The organism is Fulvivirga sp. AWR4_260 (genome assembly GCF_056158185.1).
Genome location: NZ_JBSWSU010000015.1, coordinates 3,563,709 through 3,582,210 on the forward strand (window position 1 = coordinate 3,563,709; position 18,502 = coordinate 3,582,210).

The 18,502-nt window shown below is 38.0% G+C and carries 15 protein-coding genes and 1 tRNA gene; 7 read left to right on the forward strand and 9 right to left on the reverse strand.

Going from position 1 to position 18,502, the window contains the following annotated elements; genetic code table 11:
• Positions 1-28: 28 nt before the first annotated feature.
• From ACXACQ_RS21250 to ACXACQ_RS21265, 4 genes are all read left to right on the forward strand, one after another.
• Positions 29-385: a carboxypeptidase regulatory-like domain-containing protein gene (locus ACXACQ_RS21250; RefSeq protein ID WP_474978013.1), complete on the forward strand. Its 357-nt coding sequence runs from the start codon at positions 29-31 to the stop codon at positions 383-385.
• Entirely contained in the window at positions 385-918 is a 534-nt protein-coding gene (locus ACXACQ_RS21255) for an NUDIX hydrolase (protein ID WP_474978014.1), read from the forward strand. Before ACXACQ_RS21250 ends, ACXACQ_RS21255 begins: the two co-directional genes overlap by 1 nt.
• 457 nt (positions 919-1,375) lie before the next feature.
• Positions 1,376-2,335, forward strand: a complete 960-nt coding sequence (locus tag ACXACQ_RS21260) for an L-threonylcarbamoyladenylate synthase (protein ID WP_474978015.1) — start codon at positions 1,376-1,378, stop codon at positions 2,333-2,335.
• Between the two features lie 143 nt (positions 2,336-2,478).
• Complete coding sequence (locus ACXACQ_RS21265; RefSeq protein WP_474978016.1) at positions 2,479-3,666, forward strand: phosphoglycerate kinase; 1,188 nt, start codon at positions 2,479-2,481, stop codon at positions 3,664-3,666.
• A 62-nt stretch (positions 3,667-3,728) separates the two neighbouring features.
• On the opposite strand, the gene ACXACQ_RS21270 is transcribed toward ACXACQ_RS21265, so the two are convergent.
• From ACXACQ_RS21270 to ACXACQ_RS21295, 6 genes are all read right to left on the reverse strand, one after another.
• Positions 3,729-5,639 (reverse strand): RecQ family ATP-dependent DNA helicase, encoded by a 1,911-nt coding sequence (locus ACXACQ_RS21270; protein WP_474978017.1) that lies wholly within the window; start codon positions 5,637-5,639, stop codon positions 3,729-3,731.
• A 94-nt stretch (positions 5,640-5,733) separates the two neighbouring features.
• Entirely contained in the window at positions 5,734-6,573 is an 840-nt protein-coding gene (locus ACXACQ_RS21275; protein ID WP_474978018.1) for a substrate-binding periplasmic protein, read from the reverse strand.
• Between the two features lie 158 nt (positions 6,574-6,731).
• Positions 6,732-7,505 (reverse strand): enoyl-CoA hydratase/isomerase family protein, encoded by a 774-nt coding sequence (locus ACXACQ_RS21280; RefSeq protein WP_474978019.1) that lies wholly within the window; start codon positions 7,503-7,505, stop codon positions 6,732-6,734.
• 1 nt (position 7,506) lies between these two features.
• The gene (locus ACXACQ_RS21285) at positions 7,507-9,591 is read right to left on the reverse strand and encodes a ComEC/Rec2 family competence protein (RefSeq protein ID WP_474978020.1); all 2,085 of its coding nucleotides are present in this window, start codon (positions 9,589-9,591) and stop codon (positions 7,507-7,509) included.
• A gap of 55 nt (positions 9,592-9,646) precedes the next feature.
• The gene (locus ACXACQ_RS21290; RefSeq protein WP_474978021.1) at positions 9,647-10,075 is read right to left on the reverse strand and encodes a GNAT family N-acetyltransferase; all 429 of its coding nucleotides are present in this window, start codon (positions 10,073-10,075) and stop codon (positions 9,647-9,649) included.
• Entirely contained in the window at positions 10,047-11,030 is a 984-nt protein-coding gene (locus tag ACXACQ_RS21295) for a PhoH family protein (RefSeq protein ID WP_474978022.1), read from the reverse strand. The genes ACXACQ_RS21290 and ACXACQ_RS21295 overlap by 29 nt, the downstream gene beginning before the upstream one ends.
• Before the next feature lie 164 nt (positions 11,031-11,194).
• On the opposite strand from ACXACQ_RS21295, the gene ACXACQ_RS21300 reads away from it, so the two are divergent.
• The 3 genes from ACXACQ_RS21300 to ACXACQ_RS21310 all read left to right on the forward strand — a co-directional run bounded on the left by ACXACQ_RS21300 (position 11,195) and on the right by ACXACQ_RS21310 (position 12,652).
• Positions 11,195-11,971 carry an SAM hydrolase/SAM-dependent halogenase family protein gene (locus ACXACQ_RS21300; RefSeq protein ID WP_474978023.1) on the forward strand — a complete coding sequence of 259 codons (777 nt, stop codon included), beginning with the start codon at positions 11,195-11,197 and terminating at the stop codon, positions 11,969-11,971.
• Between the two features lie 3 nt (positions 11,972-11,974).
• Positions 11,975-12,271: a putative quinol monooxygenase gene (locus ACXACQ_RS21305; RefSeq protein WP_474978024.1), complete on the forward strand. Its 297-nt coding sequence runs from the start codon at positions 11,975-11,977 to the stop codon at positions 12,269-12,271.
• 299 nt (positions 12,272-12,570) lie between these two features.
• Positions 12,571-12,652, forward strand: a tRNA-Leu gene (locus tag ACXACQ_RS21310).
• 58 nt (positions 12,653-12,710) lie between these two features.
• Here ACXACQ_RS21310 and ACXACQ_RS21315 read toward each other — a convergent pair.
• The 3 genes from ACXACQ_RS21315 to ACXACQ_RS21325 form a co-directional block, all read right to left on the reverse strand.
• Positions 12,711-13,103: a hypothetical protein gene (locus ACXACQ_RS21315; RefSeq protein ID WP_474978025.1), complete on the reverse strand. Its 393-nt coding sequence runs from the start codon at positions 13,101-13,103 to the stop codon at positions 12,711-12,713.
• 182 nt (positions 13,104-13,285) lie between these two features.
• The gene (gene fabD / locus ACXACQ_RS21320; RefSeq protein ID WP_474978026.1) at positions 13,286-16,549 is read right to left on the reverse strand and encodes an ACP S-malonyltransferase; all 3,264 of its coding nucleotides are present in this window, start codon (positions 16,547-16,549) and stop codon (positions 13,286-13,288) included.
• 16 nt (positions 16,550-16,565) lie between these two features.
• A complete protein-coding gene (locus tag ACXACQ_RS21325; protein WP_474978027.1) occupies positions 16,566-18,395 on the reverse strand; it encodes a beta-ketoacyl synthase N-terminal-like domain-containing protein in 1,830 nt (609 codons plus the stop codon).
• Between the last annotated feature and the right edge of the window lie 107 nt (positions 18,396-18,502).

Genomic DNA, 18,502 nt, shown 5'->3' on the forward strand with positions numbered 1-18,502 from the left:
TTGACCAACAATAAACGAAAACACAAACATGAAAAATATTAAAATAGCTATTTTAGCAACTCTAGCCATTGGACTTTGGTCTTTTACTTACCCTCAGCTTTTTCAAACATCTTTGAAAATAAAAGTACTTAACGAATTAGGTAACATTGAAGAGGGAGTAAGCGTACAGCTATATGCTACAGAAGAAGATTATAGAGCGGAGACAAATCCTGTAAGCGATGTACAAGTTACGAACAAAAAAGGCGAAGTAAGATTTAAAGAATTAGAACCAAAAGTTTACTTCGTAAATGCCGTAAAAGGAGACAAAAACAATGTAGGAGCCGGAGTACAAACGGACACCTTAGAAGACGGCAAAATGAATAAGATTACACTTATAATTGAATAATGCATAGAGAAAGTATCTTAAAAAAACTTAACAACTACAGCCCTGAATTCAAAGCCGAAAAAGAATTCAGGGCTTTGTTTTTAGACTTTATTAACAACAACACAGACTGCTTCGAAAGAACATTAGCCATTGGCCATATCACAGGTTCTGCATGGATTATAAATGCTGAAGGCAACAAAGCGCTAATGATGCATCACGCTAAGCTAGATAAATGGCTTCAGCCCGGAGGGCATGCCGATGGTGATCCAGATATTGTAGCTGTTGCTCTAAAAGAGGCGCAGGAAGAATCAGGATTGAAGAGTATCAAACTTAAAAATGAAGACATTTTTGACATTGATATTCATACCATACCTGCCAGAAAAAATGAGGCTGAACACCTCCATTACGATGTGCGGTTTTTATTTGAAGCTGATGAAAAAGAACCGTTACTTATTAATAGTGAATCTAAGGCCTTGAAATGGGTACCTATTGAAGAGGTGAAAAACTATTCTGATTCTGAAAGTGTACTTAGGCTAGTAGAAAAGACACTTTAACAGTAGATATATAAAAGAAAAGATCCTGAAATAATATCAGGATCCTTTCTCAACCTTAAAATTAACTGTATAACACTAAAAAACCATGATAGAAATCTAGGTTCTATCAAGACAATGTGAATTCGTTCTTGTGCTTGGACTATTTTAAGAACGAAAACGATTTCTTAATGTTGCGATATTTTCAAAAAAACCTTCCTACTTACTAGCCACAAAAAGCAGAATAAAGCTTACAATTACCATGTAAAACATATAAGGGACCAGCATTGGCACTATAATGATACTCTTGGCCATTAGTACCCATAATACTATTAGCAATACTGAAATTATCTTTAAGGTTGATCTGGTTTTAGTACTCATGAATATATGTTGATTTTAAATTTTCATAAATATATAAATTACCGCGCTAGTTCACATCAATGCAAAAATGATACTTTTGCATTTATTTAATCTTCTTAAGATGGCTGAAATAGGTAAAGACATACAAAAAGCAAAAGCAATATTAGAGGCAGGAGAACTAGTGGGCATGCCTACAGAAACCGTTTATGGCTTAGCAGCCAATGCATTTGACACGCTTGCTGCTACCAAAGTTTTTGAAACCAAAAACAGGCCTGCTTTTGACCCACTTATAGTCCATACCTATGCTATCGATAAAGTTAAAGAGCTAGTAATTAGCATTCCTGAAAAAGCCTTAGTATTGGCTGAAGCCATTTGGCCAGGCCCCTTAACACTTCTACTGCCGAGGAAATCAGTCATTCCGGATATAGTTACATCTGGCCTTGATACAGTGGCTATTCGCATTCCTCAGCAGCCATTAACCCAGCAGTTATTACAAGCATTAGATTTTCCTTTGGTAGCACCTAGCGCCAACCCTTTTGGCTATGTAAGTCCTACTACTGCACAGCATGTAGACGCACAACTAGGTAGCAAAATATCATACATACTAGACGGAGGCCCATGCCAAGTGGGGCTAGAATCCACCATTGTTGGTTTTGATGGTGAAACACCTATTATTCACAGACTGGGAGGTATACCAAAAGAAACTATTGAAAAGCTGATTGGCCCTGTAGAAATACAAGCACATAGCAGTTCCAACCCTAAGGCTCCGGGCATGCTAGAGGCTCATTACTCCCCTGGAAAGAAGGTCATTCTAGGCTCTTATGACGAACTAAAAGCATACAACAAGAAAACTGGTGATGCGGCTATTACCTTCTCCTCTCCTATGCCCGACATTGATGCAAGCAGAAATTTCATTTTATCGAAAGACGGCAGCATAAATTCTGCTGCCCAGCATTTATTTAGCGCATTAAGGGCTATGGACCAGCCAGAGGTACAAACCATTTATGCAGAATTGGCTCCACCACAAGGACTAGGATTAGCCATAAACGACCGATTAAAGCGAGCTGCAGCCGAAAAATAGCTATTTTATGTAGAATGTATATAAATTAGCCCAATAAACCGTACCGCAACGCGTTAACTACTAGAAACAATAAAAAAACATATACCTAATATGCACTTTAGCCGATAATTAGTGATATTTAGGCCTGCAAATAAACCAGCGATATGAAAACAATTGACGATATTAATTTTAGCGGAAAAAAAGCCCTAGTAAGGGTTGATTTTAACGTTCCTTTAAATGATAAGTTTGAGATAACAGACCTTACAAGAATTAAGGCTGCTGTACCTACTATTGAAAAAATTCTTAAAGACGGTGGTAGTGCTATTCTTATGTCTCACTTGGGTAGACCTAAAGGAGCTCCTGAAGAAAAATACTCTTTAAAACACATCGTAAATGAGCTTTCTGAAAGATTTGGCAAGGAAGTAAAGTTTGCAAATGACTGCATTGGTGCTGAAGCCGAAGAAAAAGCTGCAGCTCTACAGCCAGGAGAGATTTTATTGTTAGAAAACTTACGTTTCCACAACGAAGAAACTAAAGGTGACGAAGGTTTTGCTAAAGAGCTTTCTAAGCTTGGTGACATCTATGTAAACGATGCATTTGGTACTGCTCACAGAGCTCATGCATCTACAAGTATTGTAGCTCAATTCTTCGATGAGAAAGTTAGTGGTTATGTAATGTCAGCTGAGTTAAACAACGCTGAGAAAATATTAAATGCCCCTGAGAGACCATTCACGGCTATCATGGGTGGTGCTAAAATCTCAGATAAGATTTTAATCATAGAGAAGTTATTAGACAAAGTTGACAACCTAATTATTGGTGGTGGTATGTCATATACTTTTTCTAAAGCACAAGGTGGTGAAATTGGTAAGTCATTATTAGAAGCTGATAAAATGGAATTAGCTTTAGAATTAATGGAAAAAGCTAAAGCCAAAGGTGTTAATTTAATTCTTCCTGTTGACACTGTAGAGGCTGACGATTTCAGTAATGATGCTAACAAAAAAGTGGTGAAATCAGGAGAAATTGATAGCGACTGGGAAGGTCTTGACATTGGTCCTGATACTATCAAAATATTCGCTGAAACAGTAGCTAAGTCAAAAACTGTACTTTGGAATGGCCCTATGGGTGTATTCGAATTCCCTAGCTTTGCTGTGGGTACTGAAGGTATAGCTGAAGCTGTGGTTACTGCAACAGAAAATGGTGGGTTCTCTTTAATTGGAGGTGGAGACTCTGCATCAGCCATCAACAACCTTGGATATGGAGACAAAGTATCTTATGTATCTACAGGTGGTGGCGCTTTACTTGAATATATGGAAGGAAAAGAGCTTCCTGGAGTAAAGGCTTTAAACGACTAAAAGCAATTTATTTATAATTGAATAGAAAAGTGGTTGACAGCATTGTTTGTCAATCACTTTTTTTATGGCATCATTAATCGCCATTTATCATCATAAACCAACTCACCTGCATCTACCATTATCCTTACTATTTCTAAAAACTCCTCCTTATCTGCAGGGGTTAACCTATCTAGCAACTTCTCTACGGTTTCGGGCGCCAGCTTTACTTCATGCAAAATAAGCGTCCTGTACTCATTAGAATGATCTTCTTTATGCTGCTTTTTATTAACACACACATCGCAAATGCCACACTCTCCATAAGTCTCTCCAAAATAATCCAACAACTGCTGTGTTCTGCATAAATACGAGTTGGTAGTATAGGCAATCATGGCTTCAGCTTTAGCTACTGCCGTTTCTTTTCTTGCTTCCAACCTCACCTTATCTATCTTAAGGCGCGAGGCATCTTGTCTGGGAGCCACAAATACTATCTGAGGCTTCTCTTTCTTCTTATCGTAGGTGATCAGCTCAAAGCTAGCCAAACGCTCTAAAATAGCCTGAACTTCTGATTCTGTTATAGCCATTAGTTGAGCTACCTGAACCTCAGATATTTTGACATAGTTACTAAATAGCTCACCTCCATAGATTCTCAATAGAGCCTTTATGAATAAATCAAATTTAGCATTAGCGATTTGAAACTCATATAACGCTCGGTTATCGACCCTGATATGCACTCGTGAGGGATTAAAAAAGCTTTCGTTAAAACTAATCAATTCAGCATCCTCTAATTGCTTTAAAGAGTAATACACATCCATATGATTGAGCTGGTAGTTATCTGCAAAAGTTTGAATATCAAAATCAAAACTCTGCCCATTGCCACTACCAACAGCCATTTTATAGTAATTGGCTAAGCATTGATATACCCTTTTAATAAGCTCAATGGATGGGTATTGCCTAGCCACCTTTTCTCTTAGATCGGTAAGGTCTGCATTTTCATAAATCACTACCGCAAAGGCCTTTTTCTCATCTCGTCCTCCTCTACCCGCCTCTTGATAATAAGACTCCAGATCTGGTGGCATCTCCATATGAATAACTACACGCACATCGGGCTTATCGATACCCATACCAAAAGCATTAGTAGACACTATTACTCTTGTCTTATTATTAATCCAAGCATCTTGTTTGGCTGTTCGCTGTTCATGCGTTAGCCCTGCATGGTAGAAATCAGCAGAAATACCCTGCCTCATCAGCAGCTGAGCAAGCTCTTTTGTACCCTTTCGTGTACGTGTATAAACAATGGCCGTACCGGGCACCCTATTCAGCACTTCAAGCATTTTGCGCTCTTTATCCTCTACATGCCTTACCGAATATGATAAATTATCTCTGGCAAAGCTCTTTTGATATATAAGCGGAGCTTTAAACTCAAGCTTCTCCTGAATGTCTTCTTGTACTTCTGGTGTAGCTGTAGCCGTAAGAGCAATGACAGCTACCTCTGGTATTAAAGCCCTTACTTCGGCTATATGTAAATATGAAGGCCTAAAATCATAGCCCCACTGCGAAATACAATGTGCTTCATCTACAGCCAAAAGACCCACCGTCATTTTCTTCAGCCTTTCTTGAAAAATATCCGTTTGGAGCCTTTCAGGTGATACGTACAAAAACTTTATATCACCATATACACAATTATCGAGTTTTAAATCAATCTCTCGCGAAGACATGCCCGAATAGATGGCCTGCGCCTTCACTCCTCTTTTATTTAACTGCTCTACCTGATCTTTCATCAAGGCAATTAATGGAGTCACTACAATACAAACACCCTCCAAAAGAATAGCTGGCACCTGAAAACAAACCGATTTCCCTCCACCTGTAGGCAATAAGGCCAATGTATCTTTGCCTTCTAATACTGAAATAATAATATCTTCTTGTACAGGCCTAAAACTATCATATCCCCAATATTGCTTAAGAACATCATGCGCTAGTTTTGAGTAATCCGACATAAATTATTATCCCTATTTTTTTCTGTAGCTTGAAAGTTATTCAAAAAAAAAGCACCCTAAAAGGGTGCTTAAGATTCTTTTTCACAAATTTCTACTATTGTACAGTTTGTAAAAGTTTAACACCGGTATCTCCCAAGTGCTTAGTCAAAATCTTTTTATACGCTACACTGTTGGTATATCCTCCATCAGCAGCAAAAAACTCTTCCATCAATGGCTGCCAGTCACTACTCAAAGGCATTATAAAGCCAAATTTCTCAGAAGTTTGATCTCCAATAGGATGTCTTTTTAATGGTTTCCCTTTCTGTACAGCGTCTAAGTAAAAAGCCAAATCTAGATAAGAGAATGATTTAGGATCTTCCAATACCTTCTCTTCAGTCTCTGCACTAGAAGTAACATAAGCCACATTCATTTCAGGATAATATTTTGATTTCAAATCTAATAAGCGCTTAGCGTTAGTAGTACCCTTAGCTGTGTATGCTGTTAAACCTGCAAAGGTTGTAGAGATATTAGAAAACGAAGACAAAGTAGCCACACTAGGCTGCGTCACCAAAATAGCAAAGTTAGTAATAAACGAAGGGCTAAATTTCAACTCCTTCTTTCGTGCCTCTGTGATAGTAATATTACCTAAGCCAAAAACACCTCCATTACTTGCTTTAACAGAATTGTACATTCCTCGAAAACTTTCACCTGTTCCTACAAATTTGGCCGATACCTGAACTCCCTTTTTAGCGTTTACATAGGCGATGAAATCACCCATAATATCGACACATATACCTGTAAGATTTCCTGAATTATCTTTATAAACGAAGCCAGGGGTTTCGACATATGCCAACGCCACCGTTCCGCTACCTGCTGCCTGCACTTGACTCCAAGTGTCTCCTGTGTACTGCGCCTTCACCTCTAATGTGCCAGAAACAAAGAAAAAAATACACATTGTGATTGTGTTAATAAGTAAGCTTGTTCTCATTTACGTTTGATTAGGTTATATAGAACTTATACAACAATATAATTTACTGCTTTTCGATAGTTTAATTCATAAAATAACTAAATGTAAGTTTCATATGAAAATTTTACATAAAGTAATATGACCATTCACCAAATAATTTTCTCCTCATTTAAGAATGCGGCTATACCCTTTTTGCAATCTTCTTGCTCTCTTGCCTTGGCATTCATTTCAGCCGCATAATTTAATCCATCAACAATATTCATACCTTGTATTTCGGCAATCATAGTTTTAGTTATCCCCATGGAGGTAGCGCTATTCTGCTTAATAAGCGTATTAGCGAAATCTAACACAGAAGCAGAAAGGTCTTCTTCAGACACCACTCTATTGATTAACCCATATTTTTCAGCCCTTTCTGCTGTAATCAGCTCGCCAGTAAGCAACAATTCTTTGGCTTTACCTTCGCCTATTTTTCTCAATAAAAAAAGCTTTACTATAGCAGGCACAAAGCCTATCCTAACCTCAGTATACCCAAATTTGGCATGAGGCACTGAAAAGGCAAAATCACAAACAGTAGCCAAGCCACAACCACCAGCAATGGCATGACCTTGCACTTGAGCTATCACCACCTTTTTAAGTGTATATATTTGATAAAAAAGAGCTTTCAAACTCATAGAATCCTGCAAATTCTCTTCATAAGAATTGTTTTGCAGCTCTTGTAAGTAGGCCAAATCAGCTCCCGCGCAAAACGCCTTCCCTTCCCCTTTTAGTATAATGATCTTCACCTCATCAGAAGCTTCAAGCTGCGTAAATGCATCTTTTAAAGCACTAACCAGCTCGCCATTTAATGCATTTCTCTTTTCAGGCCTATTTAAAGTAATCGTGCCTATTTGTTTATTAATTTCTATACGTACGAGTTCCATGTTATTCTGGTTTTATAATTAAAGCTCCCTTTTCTGCCAATGCATAATAAGGCAAATGCAATTCATCTGCTTCCTGCTTTAACAATTGTAATCTCCATTTAGGTATCGAGGCATCAAATATGAGCTGATCAAAATGAAGAAAATCATTCATTTTACTGAGATGAAATTTATTATCCCCAGCTAACACAAGATAATTCACCTTGACGCGGGCATTTAATTCGTATACAAAGGTTGTATCCAACAACCATATTGTCTTTCCTTCAAACGTAAATAAGTGTCCTGCATTAACTTTCCTATATGCATTATCATTGGACTTTACATTATAAACATCAGAGACAAATTTTCTTAGGTGCTTAGGTTGAATATGAAAATGTATCTTATCTCTATCTTTAGACAAGCTTTGGTCTGTATAAATTAAAGACTTTCCTTCAGAAATAAAATCTATAGCCGTATGATTGGGCACATTATAGAAAATAATTTCATTACTTACTGATATATAAACATTTACAATTCTATAAAATGCAAAAATTAACGCTAGCGAAACACCTAAATAAATTAACCGCAGTTTTAACAATTGAAAGTATAGAAGCCAACTTATAATTATACCTATAATCAACCATACCTCCAATAGGTTAATATAAACGTCTGATATCTGAGCAAAAGGCAATTTTTCAAAGGCGAAAACTGCATAATTCATCAGGTTAATAATCCCATCCATAGCTATAGCTACAGCTTGCGCTAACACATCAACCCAACTCACCGCTAGCAAGAGCAAACCAGAACATAGAGTTAATAAAGCCCCTGGAATAACCACCAGATTGGACAGAAAGAAATATGAAGGAAACTGATGAAAATAAAGCAAGCTCAATGGAAAAGTGGCCAACTGAGCAGCTAACGCTACCGAGGTAATACCCCACACACGATCAACAATTACACTGCTCGGTACAAACCAATTATATATTTTTGGCTGAACATATACGATACCCATCACAGCCAAAAATGACAATTGAAAACCAACTGACATTATAAGATAAGGATCGAATATAAGTAAGATCAATGCCGAAGCAGCCAAGGTATTGTAAATATTAGTTTGCCGATTAGATGCTTTGGCCAGAACTATAAAACTAAACATAGTAACCGCTCGCAAAACAGAAGGAGAAAAACCAGTGATCATAGCATAACACCAGAGCACCACTAAACTTATAACTGCTTGGATCCACCGGCCATACCTCACCTTATTCAGCACTTTCAACAAGAAGAGTAATATAGCATAAATTACACCTACATGCAGCCCTGAAACTGCCAGTACGTGCATAGCGCCTGAAGCGGCATAGGCTTGTTGCATCTCATCTGCTAGCCTGTCTTTAACGCCCAAAATGAGTGCCATAGCTATTGCCTTCGTCTCATCATTTTCCAAATATTTATCAAATACATTTACCGCACCTGCCCTGAAAGCATAGGCCTGCTCAAGCATCAACCAACCATGATGCCTACTAATGAGCTTATAGTCATTTGGTTTAATAAATACCTGATGAGTAATATTTTTAAAAGACAAGAAGCGCTTATAGTCAAATTCTCCCGGATTTCTCGGGGACTCTATGGCGTAAGGCTGCCCTTTAATTAAAAGCAAATCTCCATAAGTAATCTTTTCCTCTTTGCCTATGTATAAAAACAGCTTCGCATCACCTTGGTACCAACGATTGCTCGCCTGAAAAGCTTTTAACCTCAATAAATACTGATTGGTTTTGTCCTTTTCTTCAGCAGGCCTAACTACCTCGGCAGTAAAATAGGTGATGGTATCTTCTACATTAACAATATGATTTTCCTTTAATGTATCGGTATGTATAACCACATTACCAACCCCAAGAAAGAAGATAGCAGTAAAGCCCGCAATTGAAATGAATAGATTTTTAGAATAGATAGATTTTCTAAATATGGCAAAAATCACCAAATAAAGAAAAGTAGTAACAATAGCAGCACTGATAGCCAGAAAATAAGAAAATGGCCTGACATACACCCCTAGAAGTATTCCTGCTATAAAGAAGAAGGTAATCCTTACACAAGCATATGGTAACCAGCGCAGCACATTATAATTTAACCAATGCTGCTATTATTTTATAATGAAAGATGGCTTTTAATTTTTAGGTTAACACCATCTTTTGATGTTCGATATCACATTCAAAAAAGTGATCTCCCTCTGGTTTAAAGTTAAACTTTGCATAAAGTGGTATGGCATTTAACTGTGAATTGAGGTAAACCTTTTTACCTCTTAATTCAGCATTAGCTTTAATATCAGCCAACACTGCTTTTACCATTTCACTAGCCACACCTTTGCCTCTATAAGCTTTAAGCACAGCAAACCGCTCTAGCTTCACTCCTTCTTCAGTGGTGCGCCACCTTGCGGCAGCGCATGGAGTATTATCACATAAGACCAAATAATGATGAGCAACATCTTCATGCTGATCATACTCAGCTTCTTTTGGCACTTTTTGCTCTTCTACAAAAACCGTTTGCCTGATTTGATAAACTTCCTTAAGATCTTCAGGACTTATCGCCTTCTTTACTATCACCTTCACCCTCTTTAGATTTGTTCTCAAAATGATCATAAGCAGCAATAATTGACTTCACAATTTTATGCCTTACCACATCTTTTCCATCTAGCGTAACGAACCCTATACCTTTGATGCCTTTCAACACTCTCGCAGCCTCTATAAGCCCCGACTTCTGCTTTTTAGGTAAATCAATTTGGGATGTATCACCAGTAATGATCACTTTAGAGTTAGGCCCCATTCTGGTTAAGAACATTTTAATCTGCATGGCAGTGGTATTCTGCGCTTCATCTAAAAGGATGAAAGCATTATTTAATGTTCTACCACGCATATATGCCAAAGGAGCTATTTCTATAATGTTGTTCTCCATATAATACTTCAGTTTTTCTGAAGGTACCATATCGAAAAGCGCATCATAAATAGGCCTTAAATACGGATCTAACTTCTCCTTAAGGTCACCAGGTAAAAAACCCAAAGTTTCACCAGCTTCTACAGCAGGTCTTGTAATAATGATCTTCTTTACCTGCTTGTTTTTAAGTGCCTTTACTGCCAAGGCTACAGAAATATAAGTTTTACCAGTACCCGCAGGCCCCAGGGCAAAAACTAAATCATTATTTCTTACCGCATAAACAAGCTTTTGCTGGTTTAGAGTTTTAGGTTTAATGGTAAAGCCCCTAGTACCATATACAAGCACTTCTTCTTCATCAGGAAGTTTTTCTTCTGCCTCACGAGCAAGGTAAGTCTGCACATTATCTTCAGTTACCTTTCCGTATTTATGATAGTGAGCTATAAGAGAATTCAGGATATCATTAATTTTCAAAATTTCGGTAGTGCTACCTTTAATCCTGATTTCATTTCCTCTAGATACAATTTTACTTTTTGGGAATGCCGAAGCTACTTCAGTGATGTTTTTGTTCTGTACTCCCAAAAAATCTATCAGGGAAATGTTTTCTAGCGTAATGACTTTTTCTACCAAATGCTAATTAATTTTAAATCGAATTTTTAATGGTCAAATTTTAGTTAATTTTGCCCAAAACAAAAATACATAATAACAATGGCCGTTCAAAACAGGTGGTTTACATTTAATTATATATTCATTTTTAAAACTACTGTTTTACGACTAAAATACAATTTGCTTATATGCCGATAATCACATTTTTATCTGACCTTGGAGAAAGTGATCACTATGTAGCGGCCGTTAAAGCAAAAATTCTTACTACTAACGCTGACGCCACTATCATAGACATCAGTCATCAAATAGCGGCATGTGACATAGCTCATGCAGCTTATGTTTTAAAGGCGGTTTACAACGAATTTCCTAAAGGCACTATCCATATCGTTTCTGTAAACTCTATAGGACAGGCCGGAGATAAATATATAGCTATTGAATTAGAAGGGCATTACTTCATAGGCACTGATAATGGCTTGCTAGGCCTCATCAGTGAACAAGAAGCTACCGCGCAGGTAGATATAAATGCCGGTGAAAATGCTGTGGAAACTACTTTCCCTGCCAAGCAGGTTTTTGCCCCCGCAGCCGCAAAGCTGGCCGCTGGTCATTCTATAGAATCTTTGGGTGAACCTTTGATTCATTTCAAAAAAATGCTCGGAAGGCACCTAAAAGCGAATAAGAGACAAATTACTGGTCATGTTATTCGCGTGGATCACTTTGGTAATCTTATTACCAACATTGACCTTACTACTTTTAATATACTCAGTAAAAACAAAACTTATAAGATTCACTTTGGCCGTGAATCTTCTCCACGAGTACACACAAGTATTAACAGTGTGGAGGCGGGTGACGTGTTTATTATTTTTAATGATCAAGGGTATTTAGAGATAGGTATTAATCAAGGTATTGCCAGCGAATTGCTTGGTCTTGATTATGACAGTCCCGTGTTAGTGAATTTTGAAGAATAGCATATGTTGATAAGAATAGTAAGAATGAGCTTTACGCCAGGTACAGAACAGCAGTTTAGAGAACTGTTTAATTCGCATTGCGAAAAAATACGGCACTTTGACGGCTGCCTACATTTGGAACTTCATCAGGATTATGATAAGGAAAATATATTTTCTACATACAGTCACTGGGTAGATGATGAAGCACTGGAAAATTACAGAAAGTCAGCGCTTTTTAAGGAGGTATGGAAAGCCACCAAATTATTATTTAACGATAAACCATTGGCTTTCTCGCATCGATTAATGAAAACAATAGACTAGCTTTCCTTTTTTTTAGAACGGCTAGGGTTAAGAAACAAGTAGCCAATAATACCTAATGTTGAGATTATAATACCAATTAACAAAAATTCAAGATATGAAAAGTGTAATATGCCACTGACAACTATTCCTCCTGTCAATATATATGCAGAAAGAATAATTAAGAGTATACTTAAGAAGTCTTTCATATTACACCAACAGGCACTAAATAAAAATGTTTAAGGAAAAGGTCGATAACTATTGTTTTATAATAAATCTTTAAACATCTTTGCATCCCATTTAGAAAACGATCTAGATGAAAAGCCCAGATGGCGGAATTGGTAGACGCGTTGGTCTCAAACACCAATGGCTTCGGCCGTGCCGGTTCGACTCCGGCTCTGGGTACAACAAAAAGCCTCTCATTTTTAAAATGAGTGGCTTTTTTTATGCACATAAAAATCTCTTATACTCCTTTAGTCCAAGCTTCGGCCTCCTCAAAACTTTGAAACATGCGCCAGTCTAACTTACCTCCTACAGTTTTTTGTAATGAACTGGCAGCAAATTTTGTAAACACATCAGGAGAAACCACCATAGCATAGGTTTTCAATCCGTTGTTGATCATAGTTGGATAAAACTGATTTTCAAAAAAATCCATCACTCCCGTAAATGTACCTTTCATGCTAGATAGATTGGCAATCATGTGATGAATAGGGTGCGACTCAGAGTAAGGGAGTGCCTTCTCCAGTAGATCAATAATGGTATTGGTGTGTGCCAACCCTACGTATTGGGTATATAAAATTTTTGTATCCGCATCATATTGTACTTGCCCTTTATTATTTTCATACACTAAAACCATATCATCTCTATTTTATATCAAATAAGTTTTTAGCAAAATATAGTGATTTTATATCTTAATATACAACTATAATTTATATCAAAACAAAAAAGCTGCTTAGCGATTTCACCAAGCAGCTCTCTCATAACTAGTACAGTCATTTATCTATTTCAACGCTTAAATGCTGCATAGAAAATAGTATTTTAATTATTACTTACGGCTTCTCCCATGGCAAGGGACTTCAATCTTTCATTGAGCAAAATGGCTGTTTCACTCATTAAATGAAGGCCAATTTCATTTACATGCCGGTTTTGCCAATGCTCAAACTTGGTGCCTGCCACCCATTGGTTAAATGCGCCCAACGCGGGACCACAATGTATTTGGTAATTAACCGAATTATTTTCATCACCAAGTAATGCTGCCCTGCTAGTGAACCCAAAATACCACTTAAAAATCATGGCCATTTTTACTTTTGGATTTTGCTCAGCACGAGCGATCTCTGCGGCAGGATAAAACAATTTACAGTCTTCATAAACCTGATCTGCAGACTTCTTAAAGTAGTTGTGCTCTATTTTAGTGCGCGTTTTTTCATCTATTTCATCATACGCATTATACCTATTATATAGGTCATAAAGAGCATTAGCTCTGGCAGGGAAAAACACTCCCTTTTTCACCACTTGCACCCTTGCTCCTATTTCAAACATGTCTCCAGCAGGCGCATACTCTGTATCTTGCACGTTCACCTTTTCTAACAAATCCTTTACGGCATTACTAGTATTGGCCTCTACAGTACATTGATTGATAGACCCAGTTACAATAAAATCAGCTCCTAATAAAAAAGCAGTAGCAGCCGCTTCAGGAGTTCCTATACCCCCCGCAGCTCCAACACTAATATAATCTTTATAGCCATATTTGGCCTGCAATGATTCTTTGAGCTTTTTAATAGCAGGTAGCAATACAGTAAAAATACCCCTATCAGTATGTCCCCCAGAGTCCGCCTCCACGCAAATTTCTGTAGCTACTGGCACCTGCCGTGCCCACTCGGCCTGTTGCTGGGTAATTTCACCCGAGCTGAGCAGTGCATTAACCATGCGCTCAGGTGCAGGTGATAAAAAATATTCTGCCACCTCCGGACGCGACACTTTAGCTTGAATTCTATGTTCTGAAATCAGCTCACCCGTTGCACTAATCTTCAACCCCAAAAGCCTATATTTAACCAAAGACTTACTCACCTGCATAAAGGCAGAAGCTTCTACATGTTTTACTCCATGTTTTAAAAATAACCCAATAGTAGCCTCCTCTTTTTGAGGCTCGGTCATATGATGAATAAGGTTAAACCCATAAGATTGACCCTGATTAAGTGCTGATTTTATTTTTAATATTTCTTGCTCTAGCTGCTCAATACCTATTCCCCCTGAACCAAAATAGCCCATCATGCCTGACTTAGCCATGGCCACAACCATATCTGCTGAAGCGATACCTTTATACATAGACCCTGTAGCATAAGCATACTTTAAATTATATGCCTTTTTATAATAATCAGAACCCAGATGCTGCGCCTCTATGTTATTTAATGAAATTTTCGAGCTCTGAGAGTCATCCTCCGCACTTGATAGGTGCTCTACCTCTTCTTTTTCAATAATTGGCGTTGCCTTTTGCTTAATGGTAGCAATAAGTTTGGTTAATATTATGCTGTCTCCAATTTCTGTAAACTCCACATCTCCTTTTCCCATCAAATACCTGATACTATCTGTCCACCTTACAGAGCTCACTATCTGATCAGACAAATTGCGCTTAAGTGCGCCAGGCAGGTATGGCCGTGCAGTAACATTAGATATTACAGGTATAGATAGGACATTGAAATTAAAGCCATCTAAGAAACTAGAAAATTCTTTAGCGCTGGGCTCCATGTAACGCGAGTGAAATGCGCCACTTACCGCTAAAGGAATGTACATTTTAGCTCCTGCATTTTCGAAAAAAGGCTGAGCTTTAATAATGTCCTGCTTAGGCCCGGAGAGTACAATTTGTTCAGGTGTATTAAAGTTAGCCACATCAATAGTATTGAGATTATTATCTTTCAACACCTTAATAATTTGCTCCTCATTAAAACCGCCTACAGCTGCCATTCCACCCCCGGTGGCAGTGGCCATGAGCAAACCTCTCTTTTGTACAAGTTTTAATCCGGTTTCAAAATCATAAGCTCCCGCTGCCAACAAAGCATTAAACTCACCCAAACTATGGCCTGCCACATAATCGGGCTGTCCATTCTGCTCTAAATGCTTATAATAATTGAGTGCATTAACAGTATAAATAGCTACCTGAGCAAACTGAGTTTGCACCAACTCTCCATTAGGATCATTAAGACAAAGCTCTTTGATAGAATAGCCTAAAATTGAATCTGCCTTCTGTGTTAAATCTGTAAATTGGTCGAACAGGTCTCCTCCCATTCCCTTCTTTTGCGATCCTTGCCCAGGAAATACATAAGCTTTCATATTTTTTATTTCTTTTTCAGCGGATAAATGTTGTTTGTTATTAGTATAAGGTAAAAGGGTAGCTACCTTATCTAGTTTTGCCTGAACTCCTCCGTAAGGTGATAAAATCGAAAAAGTTTGCTTGTTATTTTCTAAAATGAAATTTGAAAATGTGGCCAGCGTACCGCTAGCCCCCATATCTATAAAAAAACAGTCGTTTTTATCATGCATGTCACTAAGTGTATCTCGAAAAGAGATAGGCAGCTTTACTACATCCCACAAATAATCTACTGTTAGGGCTGACATTACCTTCTTATAAGCACATGAAATTATAGGAACCGAAGGTGGATTTAGTTTTACCCCTTGCAATGACTCCTGAAAATCAGCCCTAATAGGCTCTATATAAGAAGAATGAAATGCATACTCAATGGGCAAATGCTGATAGGTGATGTCTTGAGTTTCTAAAAACTCACCTGCCTGCGTAAGATCATGAGCACTCCCTGCAATCACAAAATGCCTGTTGAAATTATCTGCTGCCAGCTGGCTGTTACCAAACGCAGCTTTATTATTAATGAACACCTGCTTATCTGCTAATATAGCTAGCATACCTGCTCTTGGCATTTCTTTACTTTTTAGCAGCTGAGCTTCTTTGATCAATACCTCTAAAACACCTTCATAACTACACGCCTCAGATACTGCTAACGCTATATACTCTCCCAAGCTAGTACCCAGCAAATAATGAGGACGAATACCTAAACCTGTCACCACCTTAGTAAGAGCATAGCCCACCATAAAAATGGCAGGATGAGTATGCATTAGATTAGAAAAAGAATCCCCTATTTTTTTATTGGTATCATAAAGTATATCTATTATGGAGTAGCCTAGATGTGCTTTAGCCACTTCATCTTGCTTATCCATCCAGTGCTTAAAAGTGGCATTAGTAGCATATAACTCCTGCCCCATATGATAGTACTGAGACCCTTGGCCCGGGTACATAAAAACTATTTTTTTACTATTCGGCAGGTTCATATTTATGCTCATCTAAAATTTGAGGAGACGGCAAAGGAAAATGCTTAGCATCAAACACGATAGTAGGTAATGCCACACGCTTTGCTCCTTTATTTTGAAAATAGCTACGCCACTCTATTACCTTTCCGGATATCCATTCGTGCGCAAGCTGTGGCCATAGGCTTTCTGATATATTTACACTTGTAGGCATTGCAGCCTCTACTGCCTGCTCAGTGCTAACTCCGGTTATTATACACTCATCTTCACCGCCATTTAAATACACTTCCATTAATGCTAGCAACTCTTGCCAGCTACCGGCCAAAAACACCAGTTTATGATTGAAGTCAACACGCCCCAAACACTGCGTAAACATTACATCCAACAAATGAGAACTGGTGTGATAATCTTTATAGACTTTAAAAAAGTGTAAATATTCAGACAATAAAGCCTTCAACTGACCTTCTGTTTTAGCAGAAAAAGGTATAAAATATTGATTTAAATGTTCGGCATCTGGCCTTTTATCCTGATACTCTTCTAAGATGAGATGCCCCATGTTTCCTCCCATACAAAAAGAAGAAACTGCTGCCCTTCTGGGGATCACATATTTTTTATCTTTCACCTGCAATATTGATCGCTCCCACTTTTTCTTCTCCCTTAATAGATAAAAGGGTGATTTATCCATTCTAAGGTTAGAGTTTTGGTCCTCTATGGGAATAAGAGGTAGCAACACACCCTTTTTAAACTGCAATATAACCTTAGTAAGCTGCTCTAGTGTGCTAACACCTTCACTATGCCCTATATTAGACTTTACAGTACCGATTGGACAAAACTGTTTTCTTGCAGTGTACTTTTTAAAAGCAGCTGTTAAGCCTTCCATTTCAATGGTATCTCCTAACAAAGAGCCATTAGAAGCCGCTTCTATATAACTTATAGTTTCTGGGTGAATTCCAGATTTCTGAAAATTTTCTTCGATTAACTTAGCTTGCTTTTTAGGGTCAAAAGCCATAAACCAAGCTGTTTTACCACTTTGAATAACATGAGTGGATTTTATAACAGTATAAATGTGGTCTCCATCAGCCACGGCTTGCGCCAAAGGCTTCAGAAGCATAGACACCACGCCTTCAGCAGGCACCCAGCCATCATCCTTACCAAACGGCCTTGCTTTAGGCTCCTTTGTAGGACTCATCATGGGAGATGCTCCTACAAAATGATCTGGGTGTTGTAGCAGGTTAGCACCTACCACTACCGCAGTTTTACACCTCCCGTCATTTAAGCTTTGAGCAGCCATTTCAATCGCTCCTAACGATGAGGCGCAGCCAGCATCTGTAGTTACTGTAGGCCCTTGAAAATTAAAGAAATAAGCAATACGTGCATTTAACGAAAATAAATACGTGGGCACGGGCACTAATTTCTGATATTCATTATTAGTTACTCCTGTGAAAACCCCTGTATGCTCTGCCAGCTGTTTGGGAGTGTAACCCGCATCTTCCAAGCAAGACCAGGTGGTTTGCATGGCCAAACGCTCTTGGGCACTCATAAACATCACATCCTCTTCTCGGATATCAAAAAAACTAGCATCAAAATAATCGTAACTATTAATAAATGAGCCGTATTTACAACGGGTTTTGTTAGGCAAAAAGCCTTTTAAGTCTTCTTTATAATACTTACTATGTGCCCACCTATCAGCAGGCACTTCAGTCACAAAATTTTCTCCTTTTTCTAACTTATCCCAAAATTGATAATGATTATCAGATTTGGGATAGCGGCCACTAAGGCCTATTATAGCTATGTCTTCCCCTTTTCTTTTTGCTGAGGTTGCTTGTGTTTCTTTCATTTTACCGATTGAACTTCTAAATATTTTGGTAGCAGCTTACTTTGAGTATTTTCTTAATATGACAGAGGAGTAGCTCAGTCATATTCCATAACCTCACTACTCCTCTT